Here is a 25421-nt window from a genome sequence, read left to right on the forward strand (position 1 = left end):
AGCTTGGACGAATGCTGTGGAACAGATAACTTATCCAGAAAGCTATCAAGACAGCGCAACTCAGGCCCTGAAGGTCCCGCCGCATTCAGTTGAAGCTGAACAATCGGTCTTAGGCGGCTTGATGCTTGATAACAGTGCCTGGGAACAGGTATCTGATCTCCTGGTTGAGCAGGACTTCTATCGTCACGACCATCAACTTATTTTCCGTGGCATAGCCGAATTAATGGAACAAGCCAATCCTGTAGACGTGATCACGTTGGCAGAATGGCACAATCAGCGCGGTGAACTGGATAAAGTCGGTGAATTGGCTTATCTCGGTGCCTTAGCGCGCAATACTCCCAGTGCTGCAAATATCAAAGCCTACGCCTCGATCGTTCGTGAACGTTCGATTCTGCGTCAGCTTATCCAGATTGGTAATAATATTGCTAATATGGCATTTACGCCTGAAGGCCGTAATAGCGAAGAAATGCTCGATACTGCTGAGCGACGCGTTTTTGAAATCGCAGAAAAAGGTGCCAAACGTGGCGGGGGTTTTATTCAGGTCAAAGATGTTCTGAGTAAGGTCGTCGATAAAATTGATACGCTGTTTGAACAGGATAGCGGTATCACCGGTTTACCAACCGGCTTTATTGATTTTGATGATCAGACATCTGGTTTACAGCCTGCCGATCTGGTCATTATCGCTGGTCGACCGTCGATGGGTAAAACCACCTTTGCAATGAATATTGCTGAAAATGCCGCGATTCACAGCAAACAGCCCGTTGCCGTATTCAGTATGGAAATGCCTGCTGACTCATTAGCAATGCGGATGTTGTCTTCGCTAGGTCGAATCGATCAGCATCGTTTACGTACTGGTCGATTAAACGATGATGACTGGCCACGCTTAACCTCAGCCATAGCGTTATTAAATGAAGCTCCGCTGTTTATTGATGATACCGGTGGTTTGACTCCCTCTGAACTGAGAGCCCGGGCGAGACGTTTAAAACGTGAGCATGGCCTGAGTTTGATCATTGTCGATTACCTGCAGCTAATGAGTGGCAGTGCCAACGGTCGTCAGGCAGAAAATCGTACCAATGAGATTTCAGAAATTTCCCGTTCATTAAAAGCACTGGCCAAAGAGCTCAATGTGCCGGTGATTGCGTTATCCCAGTTAAACCGTTCACTGGAGCAGCGACCAAATAAACGTCCGGTTATGTCGGATCTACGTGAGTCAGGTGCGATTGAGCAGGATGCCGATATCATTGTGTTTATCTATCGTGATGAAGTGTATAACGAAGATTCTGCAGAAAAAGGCAAAGCTGAAATCATCATCAGTAAACAGCGTAACGGTCCTATTGGCACCGTGGCATTAACCTTTCAGGGCAAATACACCCGGTTTGAAAACTTTGCCCCTGCGTACTACCAAGATTACGGTGATAATGAATCGTGAGTCGCTATCCGTTTGCCCGAATCGATCTGGCAGCACTGAAACATAATCTGCAACAAGTTCGTCATTTCGCCCCAAACAGTAAAGTGATGTCGGTCATTAAAGCTGATGCTTACGGGCACGGCGTCATTCAGGTTGCTCAGGCGCTCATGCAAAGTGATGCATTTGCAGTGGCCCGATTTAGTGAAGCATTAACGTTACGAAAACATGGATTTGTCCAGCCGATTACCATTTTTGAAGGTGTCAGCACCCTAGAAGAATGGCAGTTGGCTGCTGAATTTGAGTTGACGCCGGTCTTGCATCAGCAACAGCATCTTGAGTTTTTATTAAAAGCGCAAATCCATCAGCCATTACCTTTTTTATGGCTGATGTTGGAAACCGGTATGCACCGTCTAGGTTTACCGCAACAGGACGTAATAAAGATTATTGATGCACTTGAACAACGTTCAGATCTGGTGAGCAAGCTTGGTTTAATGAGTCATTTTGCCAACTCGGATGTATTAAATGATGCACGTAATATCCAACAATTAACGGTTATGAAAAATCTGGCTGAAACAACAGGCTTGCCAGTGTGTATGGCTAATTCAGCAGCGATTATAAGTTTGCCTGAATCGCATTATGACTGGATAAGGCCCGGTCTGATGTTGTATGGCGCCTCACCATTTGCCAATAAATCAGGGGCTGATGTTGGACTCAAGCCGGTCATGCAATTGATCTCCAAATTGATTGCGACGCAGCAATTAAAAGCTGGGGATGAAGTCGGCTATGGCGGTCAGTGGACCGCTGATAAACCCGTGCGTATGGGCGTGGTCAGTATTGGTTACGGTGATGGCTACAGTCGTCATTTATCCAATCTTGGCAAAGTCTTGATTCGAGGTAAAGATGTGCCGATTATTGGTCGCGTCTCGATGGATACCGTCTGCGTCAATCTGAATGATTGTCCCCAGGCGCAACTGGATGATGAGGTGATTATCTGGGGGGCCAACGAGTTGGCGGTTGAATGGTTAGCCGATAAAGCCGGAACCATACCCTATGAATTATTAACCTGTGTGACACCGAGAGTTCAAAGGGAATATTTGAATGGCTAAAGCCAAGCGAGTGTATGTCTGCCGTGAGTGTGGCGCTCAGACCCCACAATGGGCTGGGCGCTGTGCAGATTGCGGTGCATGGAACAGTCTTGAAGAATCCGTGCAGAGTAGCGCCAAACCTTCCACGGCAATGAACAAACATACGGGTTATGCCGGCCAGCAACAAAATACTGTACAGGCATTAAAAAGCATTACTTCTGAACAGGCAGTGCGTTGGTCTACCGGACTGCCGGAATTGGATCGGGTTCTGGGTGGAGGGCTGGTAACCGGTTCTGTCGTGCTTATTGGTGGCGATCCCGGGATTGGTAAGTCAACTCTATTACTGCAAGCTATGGCTAGTATGGCCGAGCTTAGTGGTATTAATCCGCTTTATATCAGTGGGGAAGAATCGTTACAGCAAATTCGTTTGCGTGCTGAACGCTTACAGTTGCAGGAAACCCCGGTTGATTTACTGGCAGAGACTCATGCCGAACAAATGATGGCTATTGCTCATCAGCGTCAACCGCAGGTGATGGTTATTGATTCGATTCAAACGGTATTTACCGAATTGTTGCAATCGGCGCCCGGAACAGTGGCACAGGTGCGTGAAAGTGCAGCCCAGTTGGTAAGGTTTGCCAAATCCAGTGGCATCACGATGATTCTGGTGGGACATGTTACCAAGCAAGGAGCTTTAGCCGGGCCAAGGGTTTTGGAGCATATGGTTGATACCGTATTGTATTTTGAAGGTGACAGTTCGACACGGTTCCGTATTTTACGTGCTGTCAAAAACCGCTTTGGCGCGGTCAATGAACTCGGCGTATTTGCCATGACCGAGCTGGGCCTGAAAGAAGTCAGTAATCCTTCAGCGATATTTCTGTCGCGAGGCGAAAAAGCCGTTCCTGGCAGTATGATTACAGTGATTCGAGAAGGCAGCCGGCCAATGCTGGTTGAAGTCCAGGCTCTGGTTGATGAAAGTCCGTTGGGCAATCCACGACGTGTTTCAGTCGGCCTGGAACAAAATCGTCTGGCCATGTTATTGGCAATTCTACACAGACATGGTGGTATTACCTGCCATGATCAGGATGTATTTATCAATGTTGTGGGTGGCGTGAAATTAAGCGAAACCGGTGCCGATCTGGCAGTGCTGACAGCGGTGATTTCCAGTTTACGAAATAAAGCCATACCGCAGGACTGGGTGGTGTTTGGTGAAGTGGGGCTAACCGGAGAAATTCGGCCAGTTCAGGCCGGGGAAGAACGGATCCGTGATGCAGGAAAACATGGCTTTAAAGTGGCACTTGTTCCTGCAGCCAATGCGCCAAGAAAAGCAATTCCAGGGCTTAAAGTTATTGCTGTACATCATTTGCAACAGGCCATTGACGCACTGAAAGATGGCTGGTTGTAATTACGGCTTCAGTTTTCGGGCATATCCACTAAGGCCGAGAGTTCGCGATGCAGTAAGCCTTCGTCAGCGAGATTTAATTCCACCAGTTTTTTCAGGTGGGTAATGCTGTCAAGGTCGATTAGTTTGCAATGAAAACCGATGCTGTTGGCATCCATATGCGCCATTTCTGCCTGCATTTTAATCACCACCTGTGCCTCGTCGAGCAACAAATCAACGGTAAAATGATCTGTCAGTTTGCCTGCCCAGTTTTCTGGCCGGCCAATCAACAGCCCATTAAGTGACACATCAATGACCCGACAATTCAGATACATATCACCCTCAGTCGTTAAAATATGAGCATTCGCCGTAAAAGGGATTCGACTAAAATATCTTCGTTCATCCGACATCGGTGATCTCCAGTTTAATATGACTGATACTATCATTCTTTTTGATAAGGAGTCATAGCAGATGTTATGGGTAAAAGCGTTCCATTTAATGGCGGTTGTCACCTGGTTTGCCGCATTGTTTTATTTACCAAGGCTGTATGTGTACCACGCCATGTGTGAAGACCAGGAAGGCAGGGATCGTTTTAAAATTATGGAGCGCAAACTCTACCGGGGCATCATGACACCAAGTGCCATTGTTGCTTTGGTTCTGGGGATCTGGCTGATGAGTTATTACACGCTGGAGCAATTAAAATCCATGCACTGGTTGCATGCCAAACTGACGCTGGTGGTATTACTGTTTGCATATCATGGTATGTGTGGACGAATGCTTAAACAGTTTGCCGCGGATAAAAATCAACACAGTCACGTGTTTTATCGCTGGTTTAACGAAATGCCTGTACTGATTTTAATTGCTGTAATGATCCTGGCCGTAGTGAAACCGTTTTAAAAAAAGCCCCTCGGAGAGGGGCTTTGATGACACAGATTAATCAATCTATATATTCGAATATTTTTACTACGCGTAATACACCCTTGGTAGAGCGAGCAACGGCTACAGCCTGATCTGCCTCAGCCTTGGTGAGTTTACCCATAAGATAAACGATGCCTCTTTCTGTCACTACTTTCACATAAAAAGGGTCAACATTTTCGTCCTGGGTCATTTTTGTTTTTAACTTGGTGGTGATCCAGCTGTCGCTGCTACGGGAAGTTAAAGCGCTAGGGCCTGAAATCGCCAGCTCATTGTAGACTTTGCGTACTTTAGGAATATCTTTAACCAAAGTAGTAGCTTTTTGTTTAAGTGATTCAGTAGGTGTTTCGCCGGAGAGCAATACGAAGCCGTTATAACTGGTCACATTAATATTGCTCTGGTTATAGAGATCTTTATCCTGGAAAATGGCATATTTGGCTTTGATTTCGATGCTTTGGTCGTCAAGGATGGCGCCTGCTGTCCGACGGTCATAGGCAACCGCAGCCGTGGTAGCTGCACCGCCCACAACTGCTGCTGCACAGGCTTGCAACAATAAAATGGGTATCAGTAAGAAAACCAGTCTGAATTGGTACATGAATATTTTCCTCGTTGGGTGGGTGCTGAAAAATGCTGTTAGTTTAGTTGAAAAGCATCGCGAATCCATAATATTTGATCGGGTTGATTTGCGGTGATGGCGATGGCATCAAATCGACAGTTGTGTGCCCATCCCGATTGCATCAGATAATGTTGGGCTGTGGTGATGATACGTGATTGTTTACGGCTTGTAATACTTTCCAGAGCGCTTCCATGATAACCATTACGACGATAACGCACCTCAATAAAGACTAAGGTTTGTCCATCCTGCATGATCAAATCAATCTCACCCCGACGACAATAAAAATTTCGCTGCACAAGCTTTAAACCCTGCTTTTCCAGGTAGTTACAGGCTAATTGTTCTGCCTGCTTACCAGACTGGAGATGTTCTGCCATAGGCTTTATTCAATGTTTAATGGTTCAATCAATCCATTACGTATGGTGGCAAAGGACATAGTACGTTCAATCTGACCCTGTTCATTAATAGTCAGTATCCCTGTGGCTCCATTATATTTTTCATCTTCTGAACCACTCATCGCTGTCAGGAAAGGAATCATGCGATAGGCATCAACCCCCAATGCTGCTAAACGGATAAAGCTGCCGACATCACCAGAGGCCTGTCGACGCACAGCAGTATAGGCAGGATCCTGTTGTGATTGCTCGGTAAACATCCAGGGAATATCGGTAAAAATTAACCCATTCAGATCAATATCCTGTTGTGCATTAGCCTCACCACCATAGGCATGGGATGTAGCGAGAATTGGCAATTTACCTGAGCGGTGAAAACGTAACTGGGTTAATAGCTGGCGTGCTTTTAAAGGCCTGCCCACCATAAACAGAAAATCTACATCCTGACGTCTTCTTGGTTCGAATTCCAGGGATTTCCCCAGTGTGCGACGCAGGTTTTGGTAACGCTGAACACTGCTGTCTACTCCCAATATTGGTGTCAGAATATGAGAATAGTCATTTTCTGCTTCATCATATTTAGCACGAGTGACAAGTTGCCCGCCTGAATCGCGCCATTCATTGGTAAATGCTTCAGCAACCCTGTCCCCCCAATCACTGCGGGGACTTAAGACAATTGCCCGTTTATATCCCATTTTATTGGCATATTCCGCCTGGTTTCGTGCATCATCTTCAGGCGCCAGAGCAAACTGGAAAAAATTATTCTGCTCAATATCTTCATTGATTCGGTTAAGAGCCAGCACAGGAATCGTTAATGTGTCATGTGCCGCAAGCAACTCAACGGAGGTTTTATCCAGCGGCCCAATAACGATATTTGCACCATCAGCAACGGCTTTATCGTATTGTGATATCACGTTATTGGAATTAGCATTGTTATCGGTTTGAACATCGTAAAATTGCAAACGTACATTGGAACGAGCGTTGAAATGGGCAGCAATGATGCCCTGACGAATAGCTTGAGCAGCGTTTGCCGCCGGGCCGGAATCAGGTAACAGGATACCAATCAAATCCAGTTGTTGAGGAAGGCGAAGAGGCGTTTTGATAGATTTTTTTAATTGTTCAATATCAGCCGGGTGATTTGGATAACTGTATTGCCAGTCTTCAATCGCAACTTCCATGGCTTCGGGATTATTTTCATAAGCCTTAAAGGCATACGCCAGAGCAAACCAACCACTATCTTCAGCGGGTGGTTGGCCAGGATTGTATAAATCCAATGCCTGTGGAGTCATTTTCAGTAATGTCTGCCACAACGCGAGATGGTTATTTTCCCGTTCGCTCTCAGGCAGCATTGGATCTAACTTGATATGAGCCAGAGCCTTTTCCAGCATGTTTTCAGTCAAATCGTAAGCGGTGATTCTCAGTTCCAGAATGCGTTTTTGTTGTGCTTCATTGGCACTGTCAAAATCAATCTTGTCCAAATGGGTTAGTGCTTGCTGACCATCCAGATTCAATAAGGCGATATCTGCGCGCAGCATATTGGCTGTGAGTTGTTCACGTGAGGAAAGTTGTTCGAGGTTGGTTTCAGCGAGCAGTGCATCTGCTTCAGCCAGTTCACCTAACTCATACTGCATCATTGCCGCGCGATATTGAAATGCCGATTTGAGTGCACCTTCAGATTCCGCTGCTTGGGCAAGATAATCTTCTGCAGCAACCGCATAATCCCCCTGTTTTTCTGCTTCAGAAATTAACGACGTCATCTCTGGGGCTGATGGTTTGGTATCCATTGATATCGGTTGGCAGGCGGTTAAAGCCAGTAATACCAACAACATAAACAGGGCGGAAAATCGTTGCGTCATAAGCTACATCAAATTTAGTTCGGAGAAGGCATCATCTTACCTGTTCGCGTATATTACGACCAGAATCAATATTTTTTTCAGGATAGTTACCGTGAAAGATACAACAGCCGCACTTTATATCGTTGCCACCCCAATTGGAAATCTGGCGGATATTTCAGCGCGCGCTATTGAAGTTCTGTCCTCAGTAGATGTGATTGCCGCTGAAGATACCCGCCATAGCAAATATCTGTTGCAGCATCATGGAATTGAAACCTCCACTATTTCATTGCATGAACACAATGAACAGCAACGCAGTGAATTATTGTTATCACGCATTGCCGCAGGTGAATCAATTGCTCTGATTTCGGATGCCGGCACACCCTTAATCAGTGATCCTGGTTATAGATTGGTCAATATGGCGCGTGAACAGGGAATTAAAGTAATTCCTATTCCGGGCGCGTGTGCCGTTATCGCTGCGTTATCCGCTTCAGGATTATCTGCAGAACGCTTTGCCTTTGAAGGCTTTTTACCACCAAAATCGACCGCACGCCTCCAGGCCCTAAAAAGTCTGGCAAATGAGCCCCGTACGCTGATTTTTTATGAAAGCCCTAAACGCATGGTAGCCAGTTTGCAGGATATGTTGACAGTCTTTGGTGGCGATCGAAAAGCCTGTCTGGCACGTGAGCTGACCAAAATGTTTGAAACCATTGTCACCTTGCCTTTGGCAGAGTTAGTGGACGTTGTTATCAATGATGCTAATCACCAAAAAGGCGAGATTGTGTTGCTGGTTGAGGGGCAGGCGGCAGTTGTCGATAGCGATGAGGCGGAAGAGGTCAGAGTGTTACAAATCCTGCTAGATGAGGTGTCTTTAAAACAGGCTGCTGCCATTACAGCCTCCATTCTCGGTATCAAGAAAAACAAAGCCTATGAAATGGCGTTGAAACTTCAGCAAAAATAATGCTGCTCCGGTAAAATAGTGCGTTGAGATGGCCAGACAATCGCGCTTGCAAAAGTGAGGAAAGTCCGGGCTCCAAAGGGTAAGGTGCCAGGTAACGCCTGGGGGACGTAAGTCCACGGCCAGTGCAACAGAGAGTAAACCGCCTGAATGTAAGTTCAGGTAAGGGTGAAAGGGTGCGGTAAGAGCGCACCGCGCTTCTGGTAACAGAAGTGGCATGGTAAACCCCACCAGGAGCAAGACCAAATAGAGGAACAAATGCTTCGGCATGACATGCGGCCCGCATGGTTCCCGGGTAGGTTGCTTGAGGCAGATGGTGACATCTGTCCCAGATGAATGATTGTCCACGACAGAACCCGGCTTATCGGCCATCTCAAACTTTTTCTGTTTCACCCATCTGAAAATATTTTTTCTGCGAGTCAAATTCTGCCTTTATTCTAGAATCTACTTTAACTTCCGATGCCAGTTTTTTGATAAGAAATAAGTCCTCGTTTTCACCTTGATCCACTTTCTCCCCACTTTCATGAAATTGCGCTAAGTCCTTGTCGTAAAAAGAGGATTTTCTTAATTTTGATGCTTGACTTCGTTATGTTGCACTCCTATAGTGTCGGAAAGTGGGGAAAAGTGGATCTTTGTGGATCCTTCAATTTGAGGACTAACAGTGTTTCGAGGCGTAGCAACTTTCAATCTGGATGCAAAAGGACGGATGGCCATTCCAGCCAAGTTCCGTAAGCATCTTGATGTCTGCTGCGAGGGCCGTTTGGTGATCACCATCGATCACTCAGACCACTGTCTACAGGTTTATCCACTGCCAGAATGGGAAACGGTTGAACAAAAACTATCTGCGCTACCAAGTTTGAATCCTCAGGTTCGTCGCCTCAAACGCATGCTGCTCGGCTATGCCACCGAGTGTGAAATGGATAGCAACGGTCGCATCTTGTTGCCGGCAAAACTACGTGAATTCGCAGGTTTAGATAAAAATATCGTGATGATTGGTCAGGGAAACAAGTTTGAGCTGTGGGATGAACAAAGCTGGAATACATTGATGGACGCATGTCTTCAGGAAGACTTTGACGCAATACTGCCAGCCGAACTCGAAACGCTGTCGATATAGGGCGGAGTCATGACAAACCAACTCCCAACACATCAACCGGTCCTTTTGAAAGAGACCGTCGAGGGACTGTTTATTCAGCCTGACGGTATCTATGTGGATGCGACTTTTGGTCGTGGTGGTCACTCTCGTGCCATTCTCCAACAACTTTCAGCAAACGGTCGTTTATTAGGATTGGATCGTGATCCAACTGCAGTGGAAGCAGGTCAGGCATTGGCGAAAATGGATACGCGCTTTGCGATTGAACATTGTGCTTTCTCTGAACTTTCAACGGTTATCCATTCCCGGCTCTGGCAAGGGAAGGTAAACGGTATTTTGATGGATATCGGTGTGTCTTCACCACAACTTGATGAGGCTGAACGTGGATTCAGTTTTCAACATGATGGCCCATTGGATATGCGGATGGATCCGACATCCGGCATGAGTGCGGCCGAATGGCTTGCCAGTGCTGAAATGAGCGAAATTGCTACTGTGATTAAAACGCTGGGTGAAGAACGTTACGGTAAACGTATTGCTTCCGCCATTGTGGAAACACGTGAACATACCCCTATCACCACAACAAAACAGTTGGCTGATTTGGTGGATAAAGCGAGTCCAACCCGCGATAAATTCAAACATCCGGCGACGCGTACTTTCCAGGCCATTCGTATTTTCATCAATAGTGAACTGGAAGAATTAACCAGTGCACTGGAACAGGCTTTAGAGATCCTGGCTGTGGGCGGTAGATTGGTCGTTATCAGTTTTCATTCGCTGGAAGATCGCATCGTCAAACGTTTTTTCCGCGACCAGGCGAAAGGTGATGATTTGCCCGCGCATTTTCCGGTGACAGCAGACCAATTAAATCCTCGTCTTAGAATTATCGGCAAGGCCATCAAAGCGGATGAAGCTGAGTTATCGGTGAATGTTCGCTCTCGCAGTGCGGTCTTACGTGTGGCGGAGAAACTTGCATGATCTGGCCTACGTTTTTCGAACATATCCGTATTGATTTGCCTGTGCTAGTCATGACTTTATTGGTGCTGGTCTCATCAGTTGCAGTGATCTATACCAAGCATGCGGGTCGTAGCGAATTTGTCGCGTTGCAGCAATTGGAAAACAGACGTGATCAATTGAATGAAGAGTGGGGCAAATTGTTACTGGAACAGAGCACATGGGCCAGTCCAGCCAGAGTTGAACAGCAGTCCCGTACCCGCCTGAATATGCAGGTACCCAGTAATGAACAAACCGTGGTGGTCAAACCATGAGTCGGCGCAAGCAAAACGGATATCAGCAAACCGGCAGCTGGCGGCTGAATCTGGTCAGACTGTCCTTTATCCTGATTGGTCTGGGTCTGTTATGGCGACTGGTGGATATTCAGGTGTTAAACCCTGATTTTCTGCGTAACCAAGGCGATGCCCGGCATCTGCGTAATGTTCCAATTGTGGCCCATCGGGGAATGATTCTGGATCGTCATGGCGAACCTTTGGCGATAAGTACCCCAGTCCATTCTGTTTGGTTAAACCCTCAGGTAACAGATGCAGAAGATCCAAAGCTGACCAAATTAGCTTCTATTCTGGGCATTGATGCCAATAATATTCGTCAACGGATTTATCAGAACCCTGAACGTGAATTTCTTTATTTAAAACGTCGGGTCAAGCCGGAAATCTCGGATCAGGTAAAACAATTAAAAATTGGTGGCGTTGCGTTGCAACGCGAATACAAACGCTATTATCCAACAGGTGAAGTAACAGCCCATGTGGTGGGCTTTACCAATATTGATGATGTTGGTCAGGAAGGACTGGAACTTACCTACGAGCCATTACTGACCGGTGTACCTGGACTGCGTCGCATGGTGCGAGACAGTAAAGGTAATTTTGTTGGTGGTGGCGATCCTATTCGCCCGGCAAAAGCTGGTGAAAACATCCAGTTAAGTATCGATTTGCGTTTGCAGTATCTGAGTTATAACGCGCTTAAAAACGCGGTTGATAAGCATGGTGCGAAATCAGGCTCTGCGGTGATTCTGGATGTTCAGACTGGTGAAGTCTTAGCGATGGTTAATCAACCAGCTTTTAATCCAAATAATCGTTATGGTGTGCAGTCGGCTGACTTACGTAATCGTGCTGTGACCGATCTGTTTGAACCAGGTTCAACAGTAAAACCTTTTACCGTTGCCAGTGGTTTGAAATCAGGCAAATTTGATCTCAACACGATGATCAATACACATCCAGGTACGATGCGGGTCAGTGGGCATACTATCCGTGATTTCCGCGATTACGGCATCATTAATTTGGCCACATCAATTCAAAAGTCGAGTAATGTTGCGGCCAGCAAAATTGCGTTGGAACTTGAACCAATGGAATTGTGGCAGGATTTTGCCAGTTTTGGCATGGGCGCTGAAAGTGGCGCCTATTTCCCGGGGGAAGCCATGGGAACTTTACCTGATCCGCGGACATGGCGAACCTTGGATCGGGCCACGCTGGCTTACGGTTATGGATTGGCAACAAATACGTTACAACTCGCCAGAGCTTATACCATCATTGGTAATGGCGGCATTATGCGCAATGTCACGTTTATCAAACAGGATAAAACACCCAAGGGACGTCGAGTTTTTTCCAAAGATTTAATGGAAACCGTACGCGGTTTGATGGAATTGGTTGTGCTTCCAGGTGGGACTGCCCAACGGGCGGCGGTACCAAATTACAGTGTAGCCGCAAAAACCGGCACGGTTAAAAAAGCTATGGCGGGAGGGTATACCGAGAGTGAGTATCAATCGCTGTTTGCTGGTTTGATACCGGCCAAAAATCCCCGCTTGGCAATGGTGGTGGTGATTGATGAACCAACAGGCGAAGAGTATTACGGTGGTGCAGTAGCCGCACCAGTATTTGCTGATGTTATGGTGGGTGCCATGCGTTTACTGAATATTGCGCCTGATGCACTTCCCCAAACGCAATTACAGGTGGCGCATCAATGAACTATCAAATGCGTCTTATTGATTTAATGCAACTGGTTGATAGTGACACGGTGTCGACAACAGTGGTTAGCGGTCTGAGTCTGGATAGCCGTCGGCTCAAATCAGGAGATTTGTTTTTTGCCTTAGCTACAGATCTGGAAATCCGAGACCAACATATTAAGCAGGCAGCTAAAGCCGAAATTGCAGCTGTTTGCTATTCAGCAGAAGCACCTTTGAAACCAGAGCTGAGAAAACATCTGCAACAACGGCAAATTGAAATGGTTGCTGTTAATGATTTGAAGGAGCAAACCGCTCGCCTGGCTGCGGCATTCTATCAATATCCTTCGGCAACAATGACGGTCATAGCGGTCACCGGTACCAATGGTAAAACTTCTGTCACCCAGTTTATCGCTCAGGCACTGGAAAACGCCGGTCAACCTTGTGGTGTTATAGGAACATTGGGCAGTGGAAGACTAACTGAGATAAAAGATCACGGCATGACAACGCCGGACCCCGTGCGTTTACAAGCAATGCTTGCAGAAATGCGTGACAACGGAATCCAGTACGTCGCTCTGGAAGCATCTTCACATGCTTTGGAACAGGGACGGCTGAATTTTGTTGATATTAACTATGCCGTATTGACCAATTTAAGTCGGGATCATCTTGATTATCACCAGAGTATGTTGGAGTACGCGGCGGCAAAACAACGTTTATTTGATTTTGCATCGCTAGAGGCTGCAGTAGTCAATGCTGACGATGACTTTGGTCAGCAGATATTGTCTTTACTTAAAAAAAATCAGATTAACAGTGTGGAGTATAGCTGCAGTAATTCCAAAGCAAATGTGTTTGCCAGTGATATTCAGGCGACAACTAATGGCTTGCAATTCAATTTACATAATGCGCAGCAAACAGTGGCCATTCAAACCCGTTTACTCGGCAGATTCAATGTCGAAAATCTATTGGCAACCGCCGGTGTACTTGCGTTAGTTGGTTGGTCAACGGATGAAATTGCCGACGGATTAAATCAATTAACCAGTGTAAATGGACGCATGCAACTGTTGGCGAGCAGTCTGCAACCATCAGTTGTGATTGATTTTGCCCATACTCCAGATGCATTGGAAAAAGCTCTGCTGGGTATGCGTCAACATATGGAAAGTCGTTCGAAACTCTGGTGTGTATTTGGTTGTGGCGGTGAACGCGACAAAGGCAAACGGCCTTTGATGGGGAAAATCGTCAGTGAGTTAGCCGACAAACTGGTCGTTACTGATGACAACCCGCGTGGTGAGGAAAGTATGAAAATCATCGAGCAGATCCTGGCTGGTTGCCACAAACAAGCAGATATTCATATTGAAGCTGATAGAAAGCTAGCGATCGAATACGCCATTATCGATTCTGCTCTTGATGACATGGTCCTTATAGCCGGAAAAGGCCATGAACAATTTCAGGAAGTCGCTGGCGTAAAAACACCTTTTAATGATAACGAGATAGCGATGCAGGCCATACACAAACGTCACTCAGCAACAAGGGTAACTTTATGACCACTATTCACCTGAGCAAAATTGCTGAGCAACTGAACGCCGAGTTACACGGCGAAGATGCCGTGATGACAGGCAGCAAGATTGATAGCCGTCAGATTGAAAATGGTGATTTGTTTGTCGCGCTGTCCGGCGAGAATATGGATGGCCATGATTTTATAGAGCAGGCACGTTTGGCGGGTGCAAGTGGGGCATTAGTTAATCGGTATATTGCCAATGAACTGCCTCAGATTGTGGTTGATGATGTCACCAAAGCCTACGGAGCGATTGCCAGACTATGGCGGGAAAACAGTCATGCAAAAGTTGTCGCGGTAACAGGTAGTAACGGTAAAACCACGCTTAAGGAAATGATTTCATCCATTCTGGCGCAATCTGGCAACGTTTTGTCTACAAAAGGAAATCTGAATAATAATCTTGGTGTTCCGCTTACCCTGACGCGTCTTAATGATAGCTACGATTATGCGGTGATCGAAATGGGCGCAAATCATTCAGGTGAGATTGCCACTCTGGTTGCCATGGCGGAGCCCGATGTTGCTGTAATCAATAATGTCGGCGCAGCGCATCTCGAAGGTTTTGGTTCATTGCAGGGCGTGGCTGAAGCAAAAGGTGAAATCTATGCCGGCCTGAAAGCTGATGGCGTTGCGGTAATCAATGCCGATATGCCTTATGGCGATTTATGGAAACAAATACTCGGAGCGCGCCAACACATCAGCTTTGGGCTGCAGCAACCCGCAGATATTGTCGCATTAGACCTGCAGTTAGCCATTACCGGTAGTCATTTTATGGTGCGACTGGATGGGGTTTGTCATTTTATCTTTTTACCGTTACCCGGAATTCATAATGTCAGCAATGCCTTAGCGGCCATTGCGGTATGTTCAGCGCTCAGCATTGAGCCGGAAGCAATTGTTAAAGGTTTGGCTGCAATCAAAGCTGTTCCGCATCGCTTGCAATTACGCGAAGCGGTTAATAACGCATTAGTGATTGATGATACCTACAATGCTAATCCCGGATCGTTTCGTCAGGCCCTGCAAACTTTGATGCAGTTCCCGGGGGAACATTGGTTGGTACTGGGTGATTTCGGCGAGCTCGGACCAGAAAGTACTGCTATTCATCAACAGTTAGGTCGAGATGCACAGGCAGCTGGTGTGAAACGGTTGTTTACCATTGGGCAGCAAAGCCAGCTGGCCTCGGCAGAGTTTGCTGATAATGCACAGCATTTCAATGAGCTGTCAGAGTTGGAAGCGGAACTGAAAAATGCACTGAATAAAGATGTGGCGTGCTTGATTAAAGGCTCTCGCTTTATGAAGCTGGATAAGCTGGCGGATGCACTGGCCGTTGGAGGAGAAGCCTGATGCTGTTAATACTGAGTGAATATCTGAGCCAGTATTACACCGGCTTTAATGTCTTTCAATATCTGACATTACGGGCCATTTTAGGGGTAATGACCGCATTGGGAATTGCCCTGATTGTGGGTCCTACGATGATCCGACATCTCAGTTTCAGACAGATTGGCCAGGTGGTCAGAAATGATGGACCTGAATCCCATATCAGTAAAACCGGTACGCCCACCATGGGCGGTTCTTTAATACTGGTTGCAATTGCCGTCAGTACCCTACTGTGGGCTGATCTGACAAACCGTTACGTTTGGGTGGTGTTACTGGTTACGCTGCTGTTTGGCACAATTGGCTTTGTTGATGATTACATCAAGCTGGTTCGTCAGGATCCCAAAGGACTGTTAAGCCGTTATAAATATTTCTGGCAATCAGTAGTGGGTTTGGGGGCTGCAATATTTCTGTACATGACAGTACAGACACCCGCCGAAACGCAGCTTATCGTGCCATTTTTTAAAGAAATCATTATCCCTCTGGGGGCATGGTATCTGCTGGTGGTCTATTTGGTCATAGTTGGCAGTAGTAATGCTGTGAATCTGACAGATGGTCTCGATGGTTTAGCGATTATGCCTACGGTAATGGTCGCGGCAGCGTTAGGGCTATTCAGTTATGTTGCAGGACACTTTGAGTTTGCCAATTATCTGCAAATTCCACATATCCCTGGGGCTGGAGAATTAACCGTATTCTGTGCCGCAATGGTGGGTGCTGGATTGGGATTCCTCTGGTTTAACACCTATCCAGCCCAGGTTTTTATGGGTGATGTCGGTGCTTTGGCACTGGGCGCAGCGCTGGGAACGGTTGCGGTTCTGGTACGCCAGGAATTGGTATTACTGATTATGGGCGGGGTTTTTGTCATTGAAACTCTGTCAGTAATGATTCAAGTGGCCTCATATAAATTACGTGGCAAGCGAGTGTTCTTGATGGCGCCAATTCATCATCACTATGAATTAAAAGGCTGGCCGGAACCCCGCATTATTGTTCGATTTTGGATCATCACCGTATTTCTGGTGCTGGTCGGTTTAGCGACGTTGAAAATACGATGACAGCAGAATTACAGCAACATAGTTCTCATTACAGCCTGATTGTTGGACTTGGGCAGACAGGATTGTCATGCGCACGGTTTTTATTGCAGCAGGGTAATGCTGTGGCGGTAATTGATAGCAGTGAAAAACCTACCTGTCTGAATGCTCTGCAAAAAGACTATCCAGAAGTTGTCGTGAAAACGGGTGGTATCCCTGCCGATTGGTTAATGCGAGCTGACAGTATTGTATTGAGCCCCGGCGTTGATCCGCGTTTGCCCCAGATTAAACAGGCAGCAGAAGCCGGGATTGAGATTATTGGTGATATTGAGTTATTTGCACGCCACGCCAACGCCCCCATCATTGCAATAACCGGTTCGAATGGTAAAAGTACCGTCACCACCTTAGTCGGTTTAATGGCACAAATGGCCGATAAAAAAGTTGCAGTTGGCGGGAATCTTGGTACACCGGCATTGGATTTGTTGACTGATCCTGCTCCAGATTTCTATGTACTTGAGTTGTCCAGTTTTCAGATGGAAACAGTGCATTCTATGAATGCATTTGCTTCAGTGATACTCAATGTCAGTCCCGATCATCTGGATCGTTACGATTCGATCGAAGATTACCAGCGTGCTAAACAAAGGGTTTATAACGGTAGCGGTGTCATGGTGATAAACCGAGATGATCCTATTGTCTCTGCGATGGCTGAGGCTGGAAGAGATCAGCTTGGTTTCAGTCTGCATGAATCAACCGGTTATGAGTTTGGTGTACTGACCCAGAGAGGACATCTCTGGCTGGCTGAAGGCGATACGCCGTTAATGCTGGTCAGTGATATGAAAATTGCCGGTAGCCATAATATTGCCAATGCATTGGCGGCATTAGCTCTGGGGTCTGTAATGGGCCTGCCGATGGATGCCATGTTAAAAGCCTTAAAAGAGTTCAAAGGGCTGCCACATCGCTGTCGGTTTGTACGCGAATTACACGGAGTACGCTGGTTTAATGATTCTAAAGCCACTAACGTTGGCGCCAGTATCGCTGCAATAGAGGGTATTGCAGAGAATGGCAAGATTGTTTTGATTGCCGGTGGTGTTGGCAAAGGACAGAATTTTGCGCCGTTAAGACCGATCCTCAATGACTATGTCAGCACTATCGTGTTGATTGGTCAATCTGCTGAAGAAATAGCCAAACATGTACCGGAAACGGTTCAGGTCCATTTTGCAGCAGATATGAAAGCTGCAGTTCAGGCGGCAAATATTTCTGCACAAATGGGTCAACAGGTTCTGCTTTCACCAGCCTGCGCGAGTTTTGATCAGTTTGCCAATTACGCTGATCGTGGCGACCATTTTGAACAGGCTGTCAGGGAGTTGGCGGCATGAGTCGTGTAAGCACCTACTTCGATTCAAAGCTTTTAATGGCCGCATTGGCCTTATTGTTGATTGGTTTGATTATGGTGTGTTCAGCTTCCATTACCATTGCTGAGAACAAAACCGGACAACCATTATATTTCTTTATCAGGCAACTGGCTTTTGCCGGGCTTGGATTGTTTTTTGCCTGGTGTGTGATGTCGATAAGATTGTCTCATTGGCAACAAATGGCACCGATGTTGTTGATGGTTGGTGTTGGTCTATTAGTATTGGTTTTGATTCCTGGGATCGGCAGAGAAGTTAACGGTAGTTCACGTTGGTTACCTTTGGGGCCAGTCAACCTTCAGGTAGCCGAACTGATTAAATTGTTTGCCATTATTTACGTGGCAGATTATCTGCAACGCCATCATGGACAACTAAACACATCCTTATTAAAGGTATTGTCTCCATTACTTTTGTTGAGCGTAGCAGCAGTATTGATGTTAATGCAGCCTGATATGGGCTCCATCGTCGTCATTTTGTCCACCGTATTGGTGATGATGTTTCTGGGCGGTGCCAGATTAGACGTATTTATTGGATTGATCGCCATTCTGGCAGGGTTGTTTACTATGATGGTCTGGCTGGCGCCTTACCGTCTGCAACGTCTACAAAGTTTTATGGATCCCTGGGCCGATCCGTTTGGAAGCGGTTTCCAGTTAACGCAGGCACTAATTGCATTTGGTCGCGGTGATTGGCTGGGAGTGGGTTTAGGCAGCAGCATGCAAAAATTGTTTTATCTGCCCGAAGCACATACAGATTTTTTATTTTCAATTCTGGCAGAAGAACTCGGGTTGATTGGTGCTGTGGCAGTAATCGCTTTGTTTCTGACCATGATTTGGCGTGCGTTGGCGATAGGCCGAGCAGCAGAAGAAGCGGGTCAATTATTCGGCGCACAAGTCGCCTTTGGCATTTCGGTATGGCTGGGGTTACAAGCTTGCGTCAATATTGGCGTCAATATGGGCGTGTTACCTACCAAAGGCCTCACATTGCCATTAATGAGTTATGGCGGTAGTAGTCTGGTTATTGTTTGTGTTGCCATTGGCCTGTTATTGCGAGTAGATCTGGAAACCCGTCAACCAGAAAAAGCGTCAGCGAGGGTCAAACGATGACTCGCGTATTAATTATGGCTGGTGGAACTGGCGGACATGTATTTCCAGCATTAGCTGTGGCTGAAGAACTGCGTTCACGTTCGGTGGATGTTGAATGGATTGGCACAGAGCGTGGTATTGAATCCCGTTTAGTACCAGCAGCTTCCTTTAAATTAAATTTAATTCCGATTAAAGGCTTACGTGGCAATGGCCTTTTCGGTTGGCTGGTAGCGCCGTTAAGGATCTTACGTGCAGTGCTCGAATCCAGAAAAGTGATTAAACGTTTTCAGCCTGATGTGGTGATCGGCCTGGGAGGTTTTGCTTCAGGCCCAGGTGGTCTGGCAGCATGGCTTTCCGGCAAACCGTTATTGATACATGAACAAAATGCTATTGCCGGATTAACAAATCGCTTGCTGGCAAAAATTGCCAAACAGGTATTGCAGGGATTTGAAAACAGTTTTGTTAGCAGTAAGAAAACCAGATGGGTTGGCAATCCAGTTAGAAAAGAAATTGAACAGTTACCTGAGCCACAGATTCGCTATCAGGCACGGGCTCAGAAACCGTTAAAACTATTGGTGCTAGGTGGCAGTCTGGGAGCAAAAAGTTTAAATCAGGTTGTACCGCAGACGCTGGCATTACTCAGTAAAGAACACACAATCAATGTCATTCATCAATGTGGTGAAAAACATCTGGCTGACTGTCAGCTTGCTTATGAACAGGCAGGAGTAGCGGGTACGGTCACCCAGTTTATTGACGATATGGCGAAAGCCTATAGCGAGGCAGATCTGATAATTTGCCGGGCAGGTGCACTGACCGTGGCCGAGGTCGCAGCAACAGGTATCGCGGCAATTCTGGTGCCTTATCCGTATGCAGTAGATGACCACCAGACTCACAATGCTCAGGCATTAAAAGACGCAGGCGCTGCATTACTTATAGCCGATTCAGCACTTAACGCAAAAGATCTGGCAGCAGTAATACGGCCATTACTGGCAAACCGAAAACATTTGGAACAAATGGCAATACAGGCAAGAACATTGGCAAACCCCGGAACAGCAATGCAGATAGCAGATATCTGTCTGGAGTGGGCAAATGGCTAAATTAACCTCAGCAATGCAAAGTCGGGTCAAACATATCCATTTCATCGGAATTGGTGGTGTCGGTATGGGCGGAATTGCCGAAGTACTGCTGAATCTGGGATATCAGGTCAGTGGTTCGGACTTGAATGAAAACAGTTTGATTCAACACCTGCGCCAGCTTGGAGCCAACATCATGATTGGTCATGACGCGGAATACCTTAAAGGTGCTGATGTGGTAGTAGTAACAACCGCAGTGAGCGCTGACAACGTTGAAGTTATGGCGGCTCGTGAACAGCGTATTCCAGTAGTGCCTCGTGCAGAGATGCTGGCTGAATTAATGCGTTTCAGTTATGGCATTGCCGTGGCGGGTACGCATGGTAAAACCACTACAACCAGCTTAACTGCTGCATTGTTAAGTGAAGGCGAGTTGGATCCAACCTTTGTGATAGGTGGTCGATTAAACAGTGCGGGGTCCAATGCAAGATTAGGTACCGGACGTTATTTAGTCGCTGAAGCAGATGAAAGTGATGCGTCCTTTTTATACCTGCAGCCGATGATCGCCATTGTGACCAATATTGATGATGATCATATGGCGACCTACGAAGGGGATTTTGAAAAGCTTAAAGCCACTTTTATTGAATTTCTGCATCACTTGCCGTTTTATGGTCTTGCGGTGTTATGCATAGATGATGAAGAGGTTCAGAGCATATTGCCTGAAGTGACTCGTCCCATTACAACCTATGGCCAGGATGAAAGAGCCGACTTTAGAATCAGTGATCTGCAGCAGTACCAGGGGCAAAGTGAGTTTACAGTCAGTGAAGCTCAAAGTGGTGTGCAATATCAGGTTCGTTTAAATATGCCCGGTCTGCACAATGCACTCAATGCGACAGCTGCTTTAGCCGTCGCCCGTAACTTGGGTGTTGACGTAGCCGCTTGCCAACGGGCGCTATTGAAGTTTGATGGTGTTGGCAGACGCTTCAATATTCTTGGCGAGAAAACCATCGGCCAGGGGCAGGTGTTACTGGTAGATGATTATGGTCATCATCCTACAGAAATTGCAGCGACAGTTGCCGCTAGCCGCGGGGGCTGGCCGGATCGTCGTTTAGTGGTTGTTTTCCAGCCACATCGATATACCAGAACGCGTGATTTGTTCGAAGATTTTGCCCGTGTGCTGTCAACGATAGATGTTTTGGTTGTGCTGGAAGTTTACCCTGCAGGCGAAAATAAAATTGCGGGTGCTGATGCTCGCAGTTTATGCCGTGCCATACGATTGCGTGGACAGGTTGAACCGGTATTTGTGGAAGATAAACAAGCCTTGTTTTCTGTTCTTCCGGGATTACTAAAGGATCAGGATCTATTGCTTACCCTTGGTGCGGGCGATATCGGAACCATCGCTAAAGAGTTGGATCAACAACTTGAGGAGATGAGCTAATGGTCTCCATGTTTAACGAGTTGCAAGGCGAATTGAAAATAAATGAGCCGTTATCTCAGCACACTTCATGGCGAGTTGGCGGAATAGCAAAGCGTTTTTATCAGCCAAAAGATAAAAATGATCTGGCGTCTTTTTTACGCCAGTTGCCAGCTGATGAACCCTTATTATGGTTAGGCTTGGGGAGCAATTTATTAATACGCGATGGCGGTTTTGCTGGCACGGTTATCAGCATGGCCGGAACCATGCAGGCGCTGGATATAGATGATCAAAGAGTTACCGCAGAAGTAGGTGTTTACTGCAGCAAAGTTGCCAAGCAATCCGCCAAACAGGGTTTAAGTGGTGCAGCCTTTCTGGCAGGTATTCCAGGCACATTTGGTGGTGCATTGGCGATGAATGCCGGTGCTCATGGCTGGGAAACCTGGCAGTTGGTCAAAGAGGCAACAACCGTAACGCGTCAGGGCGAGTTGAAAAAGCGTTCAGCCAGTGACTTTAAGGTTGCCTATCGTCATGTCGAACTGCCAGAAAAAGAATGGTTTGTCTCAGCCACATTGGAGCTACAGCTGGGAGATGCAGAAGCTGAAACTGCATTAATTAAACAGCTACTGAAAAAACGCAACGACAGCCAACCCACTAATCAACCTTGTGCCGGTTCAGTATTTCGTAATCCACAAGGCGATTATGCCGGGCGCTTAATCGAGCAGTGCGGTTTGAAGGGATTGCGAGTTGGCGGGGCAAGTGTGTCGCCAAAACATGCCAACTTTATTGTCAATGACGGGGCTGCCAGCGCGGCTGATATTGAAGATTTGATTAATTTAGTCAGACAACGTGTAGAAGCAGAGACAAAAGTGCGATTGATCCCCGAAGTTCACATTATCGGAGAGCACGCATGAGTGAAATAAATATTACTCCACAAAGTTTTGGTCGGGTTGCTGTGTTGATGGGTGGACGTTCAGCAGAACGTGAGATTTCGTTGAAAAGCGGCCGTGCGGTATTAGCTGCTTTACAGTCACTCGGAGTCAATGCTGTTGAGCTGGATGTAGATAAAACGGTTAGTGAACGTTTGCGTCAGGATAAATTTGATCGGGCATTTATTATCCTGCATGGCCGTGGCGGTGAAGACGGTGAAATTCAGGGTGTTTTGCAGTCATTGCAAATTCCTTATACCGGTAGCGGCATCACCGGTGCGGTACTGTCAATGAATAAACGTTTGAGCAAACAGATTTGGCAAAGTCAGGGTTTACCAACACCAAAATATGTGCGCTTAAATCGTCAGTCCAACCCTCAGAAAATTGTTGAAGAATTGGGTTTGCCGATAGTCATCAAGCCGGTCAACGAAGGTTCCAGCATCGGTATGAGTAAGGTGACATCAACCGAAGCACTGCAACAAGCCATCAGCCTTGCTTTTGACTATGACGATGAAGTTATCGCTGAACAATGGGTGCATGGGGCGGAATACACGGTGAGCATTTTGAATGGAGAAGCGCTGCCGGTTATTCGATTAACAACACCCAGAGAGTTTTACGACTTTGAAGCCAAGTATCTGGCGGATTCAACCGAATATTTGTGCCCGTGTGGTTTAAGTGATGCTGATGAAAAACGCTGTCAGCAATTGGCAATCAACGCTTTCAATGCGCTCAACATGTCTGGCTGGGGACGCATTGATGTTATGGCGGATCAGCAAGGTGATTTTTACTTGTTGGAAGCGAATAGTGTGCCCGGTATGACTGACCACAGCCTGGTGCCAATGGCAGCTCGTCAGGCAGGAATCAGTTTTGAAAATCTGGTTGGGCAGGTATTAAAGAGCAGTCTGGAGGGCAAACGCTGATGGCTATCAGACAACGTCCAAAAGCCGGAGCAACACGGACCCGTGTGGTGAAACCACGCGAACAAATGAACTGGCAAAGTAACTTGCGAAATGTCAGTACTGTGTTGGTTCTGTTGATACTGATTGTCGGTGTCGTTTATTTAAACAACACAGATACGCTGCCGATTCAGCATGTCACGGTAGAAGGTGAATTAATCAATACCGATAAACAGGATTTGATTGAGGCGGTAACCCCATATGTGACCGGTAGTTTCCTTGATGTAAACGTGGCAGGAATTCGTGCGGCAGGTGAAGCACTTCCCTGGGTATCACAAATACAGGTAAGACGTGTTTGGCCGGATACCTTGCATTTAATGGTCAGTGAGCATCAGGCAATTGCATTGTGGAATGAAGATGGTCTGGTCAATACACGTGGCCAGGTGTTTTATCCCGAGAGCGGAAAAATGCCTGCCGGACTTATTCAGTTATTTGGGCCTGAAGGCAGCAGTGAGTTGATGTCACGGCAACTGGTGACTATTCAGCAGTCTGTAGATTCGCTTGGATTAAGGGTGAAAAGTCTGACCATGGATGAGCGCCGTTCCTGGCAGGTGAAATTTACAGATGATATGCAGCTGCAATTGGGACGTGCAGAAAGTGAGCAGCGATTAGCCCGATTTATTCGAGTATTTGAAGGCCCGTTGGCCAGTTACCGCGATCAAATCAAAATTGTGGATATGCGCTACACCAACGGACTTGCAGTTGTTTGGAAAACCGGTAAGCAACCTGATTTTAATGGAATTGTGTAATGTCGAAACGAATTGAAAGAGAACTGATTGTCGGACTGGATATCGGCACTTCCAAAGTGGTAGCGATCGTGGCAGCGCCGATTCTGGATGCCGGTCCCAATGACAATAAACTGGAAATTATCGGTATCGGTTCGCATCCGGCCAGAGGCATGAAAAAAGGGGTAGTGGTCAATATTGAATCTACTGTGCAATCCATTCAGCGAGCGGTAGAAGAAGCCGAGCTGATGGCTGGATGCCAGATCCACTCTGTATTTGCCGGGATTGCCGGGAGTCATATTCGTAGTCTGAACTCACATGGCACCGTAGCCATTCGAGATAAGGAAGTGACACAGGGCGATTTGGACCGGGTACTGGATGCCGCTCGGGCAGTTCATTTCCCTGGCGATCAGCAATTACTGCATGTATTGCCTCAGGAATTCATTATCGATAACCAGGAAGGTATACGTGAGCCTATCGGCATGTCAGGAGTACGGCTGGAAGCCAAAGTGCATCTGATTACCGGGGCTGTCAGTGCCGCTCAAAACATCACCAAATGTATCGAGCGCTGTGGATTGATTGTTGATGGAATCATATTGGAACAGATGGCTTCCAGCTACTCGGTACTGGAACAGGACGAGAAAGAACTCGGTGTCTGCATCGTCGATATCGGTGGAGGTACAACGGATATTGCCGTGTTTATTGATGGTGCCATACGTCATACCGCTGTGATTCCGATCGCTGGCGATCAGGTTACTAATGATATTGCGGTGGCCTTACGTACGCCCACCCAGTATGCCGAAGAAATCAAAATCAAATATGCCTGTGCACTGACACAACTGGCACGGGAAGATGAAACCATAGAAGTGCCAAGTGTCGGAGACAGACCTCCTCGTCAACTGGCGAGACAGACACTGGCCGAAGTGGTTGAACCACGTTATGAAGAATTATTAATGCTGGTACAGGCTGAACTGCGTCGCAGTGGCTTTGAAGAAATGTTAGCTGCCGGAGTGGTATTGACCGGAGGCAGTTCAAAAATGGAAGGTGCAATCGAACTGGCAGAAGAAGTTTTCCATTTGCCGGTAAGGCTTGGTGTACCCCAGCATGTTGGTGGTTTAGTAGATGTAGTACGTAATCCAATCCACGCCACAGGTGTGGGTTTATTACTGTTTGGAAATGAACAAGTGAGTACCGGACACAGTGAATCTGTGATCTCGGATGGTTTTAAAGGAATGCTTGCCAGAATGAAAAGTTGGTTTCAGGGCAATTTCTGAGCAAG

24 protein-coding genes and 1 other RNA gene are annotated in these 25421 nt (G+C 46.8%); 21 read left to right on the forward strand and 4 right to left on the reverse strand.

Annotation, left to right across the window (positions count from 1 at the left end; all coding sequences use genetic code 11):
* The first annotated feature begins 16 nt into the window (after nucleotides 1–16).
* From dnaB to radA, 3 genes are read left to right on the forward strand one after another with little or no spacing between them, the layout of a single operon-like run.
* Entirely contained in the window at nucleotides 17–1429 is a 1413-nt protein-coding gene (gene dnaB, locus AC08OG_RS03515) for a replicative DNA helicase (protein WP_014706209.1), read from the forward strand.
* The gene (gene alr, locus AC08OG_RS03520) at nucleotides 1426–2514 is read left to right on the forward strand and encodes an alanine racemase (RefSeq protein WP_292357811.1); all 1089 of its coding nucleotides are present in this window, start codon (nucleotides 1426–1428) and stop codon (nucleotides 2512–2514) included. The genes dnaB and alr overlap by 4 nt, the downstream gene beginning before the upstream one ends.
* Complete coding sequence (gene radA / locus AC08OG_RS03525; protein ID WP_292357813.1) at nucleotides 2507–3895, forward strand: DNA repair protein RadA; 1389 nt, start codon at nucleotides 2507–2509, stop codon at nucleotides 3893–3895. The genes alr and radA overlap by 8 nt, the downstream gene beginning before the upstream one ends.
* Nucleotides 3896–3903: 8 nt before the next feature.
* Here the strand turns inward: radA and AC08OG_RS03530 are convergent, their stop codons facing one another.
* Nucleotides 3904–4281 carry a PilZ domain-containing protein gene (locus AC08OG_RS03530; protein ID WP_292357815.1) on the reverse strand — a complete coding sequence of 126 codons (378 nt, stop codon included), beginning with the start codon at nucleotides 4279–4281 and terminating at the stop codon, nucleotides 3904–3906.
* Nucleotides 4282–4342: 61 nt separating this feature from the next.
* Here AC08OG_RS03530 and hemJ point away from each other — a divergent pair, with 61 nt between their 5' ends.
* Nucleotides 4343–4768, forward strand: a complete 426-nt coding sequence (hemJ, locus tag AC08OG_RS03535; protein ID WP_292357816.1) for a protoporphyrinogen oxidase HemJ — start codon at nucleotides 4343–4345, stop codon at nucleotides 4766–4768.
* Between the two features lie 40 nt (nucleotides 4769–4808).
* On the opposite strand, the gene AC08OG_RS03540 is transcribed toward hemJ, so the two are convergent.
* Genes AC08OG_RS03540 through AC08OG_RS03550 form a run of 3 tightly spaced genes read right to left on the reverse strand, consistent with a single transcriptional unit; the run spans nucleotide 4809 to nucleotide 7641 of the window.
* Entirely contained in the window at nucleotides 4809–5381 is a 573-nt protein-coding gene (locus AC08OG_RS03540) for a BON domain-containing protein (RefSeq protein ID WP_292357818.1), read from the reverse strand.
* Nucleotides 5382–5419: 38 nt separating this feature from the next.
* Complete coding sequence (locus AC08OG_RS03545) at nucleotides 5420–5776, reverse strand: YraN family protein (RefSeq protein WP_292357820.1); 357 nt, start codon at nucleotides 5774–5776, stop codon at nucleotides 5420–5422.
* Nucleotides 5777–5781: 5 nt separating this feature from the next.
* The gene (locus AC08OG_RS03550; protein ID WP_292357821.1) at nucleotides 5782–7641 is read right to left on the reverse strand and encodes a penicillin-binding protein activator; all 1860 of its coding nucleotides are present in this window, start codon (nucleotides 7639–7641) and stop codon (nucleotides 5782–5784) included.
* 91 nt (nucleotides 7642–7732) lie between these two features.
* On the opposite strand from AC08OG_RS03550, the gene rsmI reads away from it, so the two are divergent.
* The 17 genes from rsmI (at nucleotide 7733) to ftsA (ending at nucleotide 25416) form a co-directional block, all read left to right on the forward strand.
* On the forward strand, nucleotides 7733–8578 hold the full coding sequence (rsmI, locus tag AC08OG_RS03555) for a 16S rRNA (cytidine(1402)-2'-O)-methyltransferase (RefSeq protein WP_292357823.1): 846 nt from the start codon (nucleotides 7733–7735) through the stop codon (nucleotides 8576–8578).
* Nucleotides 8579–8602: 24 nt separating this feature from the next.
* Nucleotides 8603–8955, forward strand: an RNA gene (rnpB, locus tag AC08OG_RS03560) — RNase P RNA component class A.
* Between the two features lie 281 nt (nucleotides 8956–9236).
* Nucleotides 9237–9689 (forward strand): division/cell wall cluster transcriptional repressor MraZ, encoded by a 453-nt coding sequence (gene mraZ / locus AC08OG_RS03565; protein ID WP_292357825.1) that lies wholly within the window; start codon nucleotides 9237–9239, stop codon nucleotides 9687–9689.
* Nucleotides 9690–9698: 9 nt separating this feature from the next.
* Entirely contained in the window at nucleotides 9699–10637 is a 939-nt protein-coding gene (rsmH, locus tag AC08OG_RS03570) for a 16S rRNA (cytosine(1402)-N(4))-methyltransferase RsmH (RefSeq protein WP_292357827.1), read from the forward strand.
* A complete protein-coding gene (ftsL, locus tag AC08OG_RS03575; RefSeq protein WP_292357828.1) occupies nucleotides 10634–10927 on the forward strand; it encodes a cell division protein FtsL in 294 nt (97 codons plus the stop codon). Before rsmH ends, ftsL begins: the two co-directional genes overlap by 4 nt.
* The gene (locus AC08OG_RS03580; RefSeq protein WP_292357830.1) at nucleotides 10924–12633 is read left to right on the forward strand and encodes a peptidoglycan D,D-transpeptidase FtsI family protein; all 1710 of its coding nucleotides are present in this window, start codon (nucleotides 10924–10926) and stop codon (nucleotides 12631–12633) included. Before ftsL ends, AC08OG_RS03580 begins: the two co-directional genes overlap by 4 nt.
* On the forward strand, nucleotides 12630–14150 hold the full coding sequence (locus tag AC08OG_RS03585; RefSeq protein WP_292357832.1) for a UDP-N-acetylmuramoyl-L-alanyl-D-glutamate--2,6-diaminopimelate ligase: 1521 nt from the start codon (nucleotides 12630–12632) through the stop codon (nucleotides 14148–14150). The genes AC08OG_RS03580 and AC08OG_RS03585 overlap by 4 nt, the downstream gene beginning before the upstream one ends.
* A complete protein-coding gene (locus AC08OG_RS03590) occupies nucleotides 14147–15499 on the forward strand; it encodes a UDP-N-acetylmuramoyl-tripeptide--D-alanyl-D-alanine ligase (RefSeq protein ID WP_292357834.1) in 1353 nt (450 codons plus the stop codon). The genes AC08OG_RS03585 and AC08OG_RS03590 overlap by 4 nt, the downstream gene beginning before the upstream one ends.
* The gene (mraY, locus tag AC08OG_RS03595) at nucleotides 15499–16581 is read left to right on the forward strand and encodes a phospho-N-acetylmuramoyl-pentapeptide-transferase (RefSeq protein ID WP_292357836.1); all 1083 of its coding nucleotides are present in this window, start codon (nucleotides 15499–15501) and stop codon (nucleotides 16579–16581) included. Before AC08OG_RS03590 ends, mraY begins: the two co-directional genes overlap by 1 nt.
* Nucleotides 16578–17933 carry a UDP-N-acetylmuramoyl-L-alanine--D-glutamate ligase gene (gene murD, locus AC08OG_RS03600; RefSeq protein WP_292357838.1) on the forward strand — a complete coding sequence of 452 codons (1356 nt, stop codon included), beginning with the start codon at nucleotides 16578–16580 and terminating at the stop codon, nucleotides 17931–17933. The genes mraY and murD overlap by 4 nt, the downstream gene beginning before the upstream one ends.
* Nucleotides 17930–19069 (forward strand): putative lipid II flippase FtsW, encoded by a 1140-nt coding sequence (gene ftsW / locus AC08OG_RS03605; protein ID WP_292357840.1) that lies wholly within the window; start codon nucleotides 17930–17932, stop codon nucleotides 19067–19069. The genes murD and ftsW overlap by 4 nt, the downstream gene beginning before the upstream one ends.
* Nucleotides 19066–20145, forward strand: coding sequence for an undecaprenyldiphospho-muramoylpentapeptide beta-N-acetylglucosaminyltransferase (gene murG / locus AC08OG_RS03610; protein WP_292357841.1), 1080 nt, complete (start codon nucleotides 19066–19068; stop codon nucleotides 20143–20145). Before ftsW ends, murG begins: the two co-directional genes overlap by 4 nt.
* Nucleotides 20138–21556 (forward strand): UDP-N-acetylmuramate--L-alanine ligase, encoded by a 1419-nt coding sequence (murC, locus tag AC08OG_RS03615; RefSeq protein WP_292357842.1) that lies wholly within the window; start codon nucleotides 20138–20140, stop codon nucleotides 21554–21556. The genes murG and murC overlap by 8 nt, the downstream gene beginning before the upstream one ends.
* On the forward strand, nucleotides 21556–22446 hold the full coding sequence (gene murB / locus AC08OG_RS03620; protein WP_292357844.1) for a UDP-N-acetylmuramate dehydrogenase: 891 nt from the start codon (nucleotides 21556–21558) through the stop codon (nucleotides 22444–22446). Before murC ends, murB begins: the two co-directional genes overlap by 1 nt.
* A complete protein-coding gene (locus AC08OG_RS03625; RefSeq protein WP_292357846.1) occupies nucleotides 22443–23381 on the forward strand; it encodes a D-alanine--D-alanine ligase in 939 nt (312 codons plus the stop codon). Before murB ends, AC08OG_RS03625 begins: the two co-directional genes overlap by 4 nt.
* On the forward strand, nucleotides 23381–24166 hold the full coding sequence (locus tag AC08OG_RS03630; protein WP_292357848.1) for a cell division protein FtsQ/DivIB: 786 nt from the start codon (nucleotides 23381–23383) through the stop codon (nucleotides 24164–24166). The genes AC08OG_RS03625 and AC08OG_RS03630 overlap by 1 nt, the downstream gene beginning before the upstream one ends.
* Nucleotides 24166–25416, forward strand: coding sequence for a cell division protein FtsA (gene ftsA / locus AC08OG_RS03635; protein ID WP_292357850.1), 1251 nt, complete (start codon nucleotides 24166–24168; stop codon nucleotides 25414–25416). Before AC08OG_RS03630 ends, ftsA begins: the two co-directional genes overlap by 1 nt.
* Nucleotides 25417–25421 lie beyond the last annotated feature (5 nt).

The organism is Methylophaga sp. F7 (genome assembly GCF_056863975.1).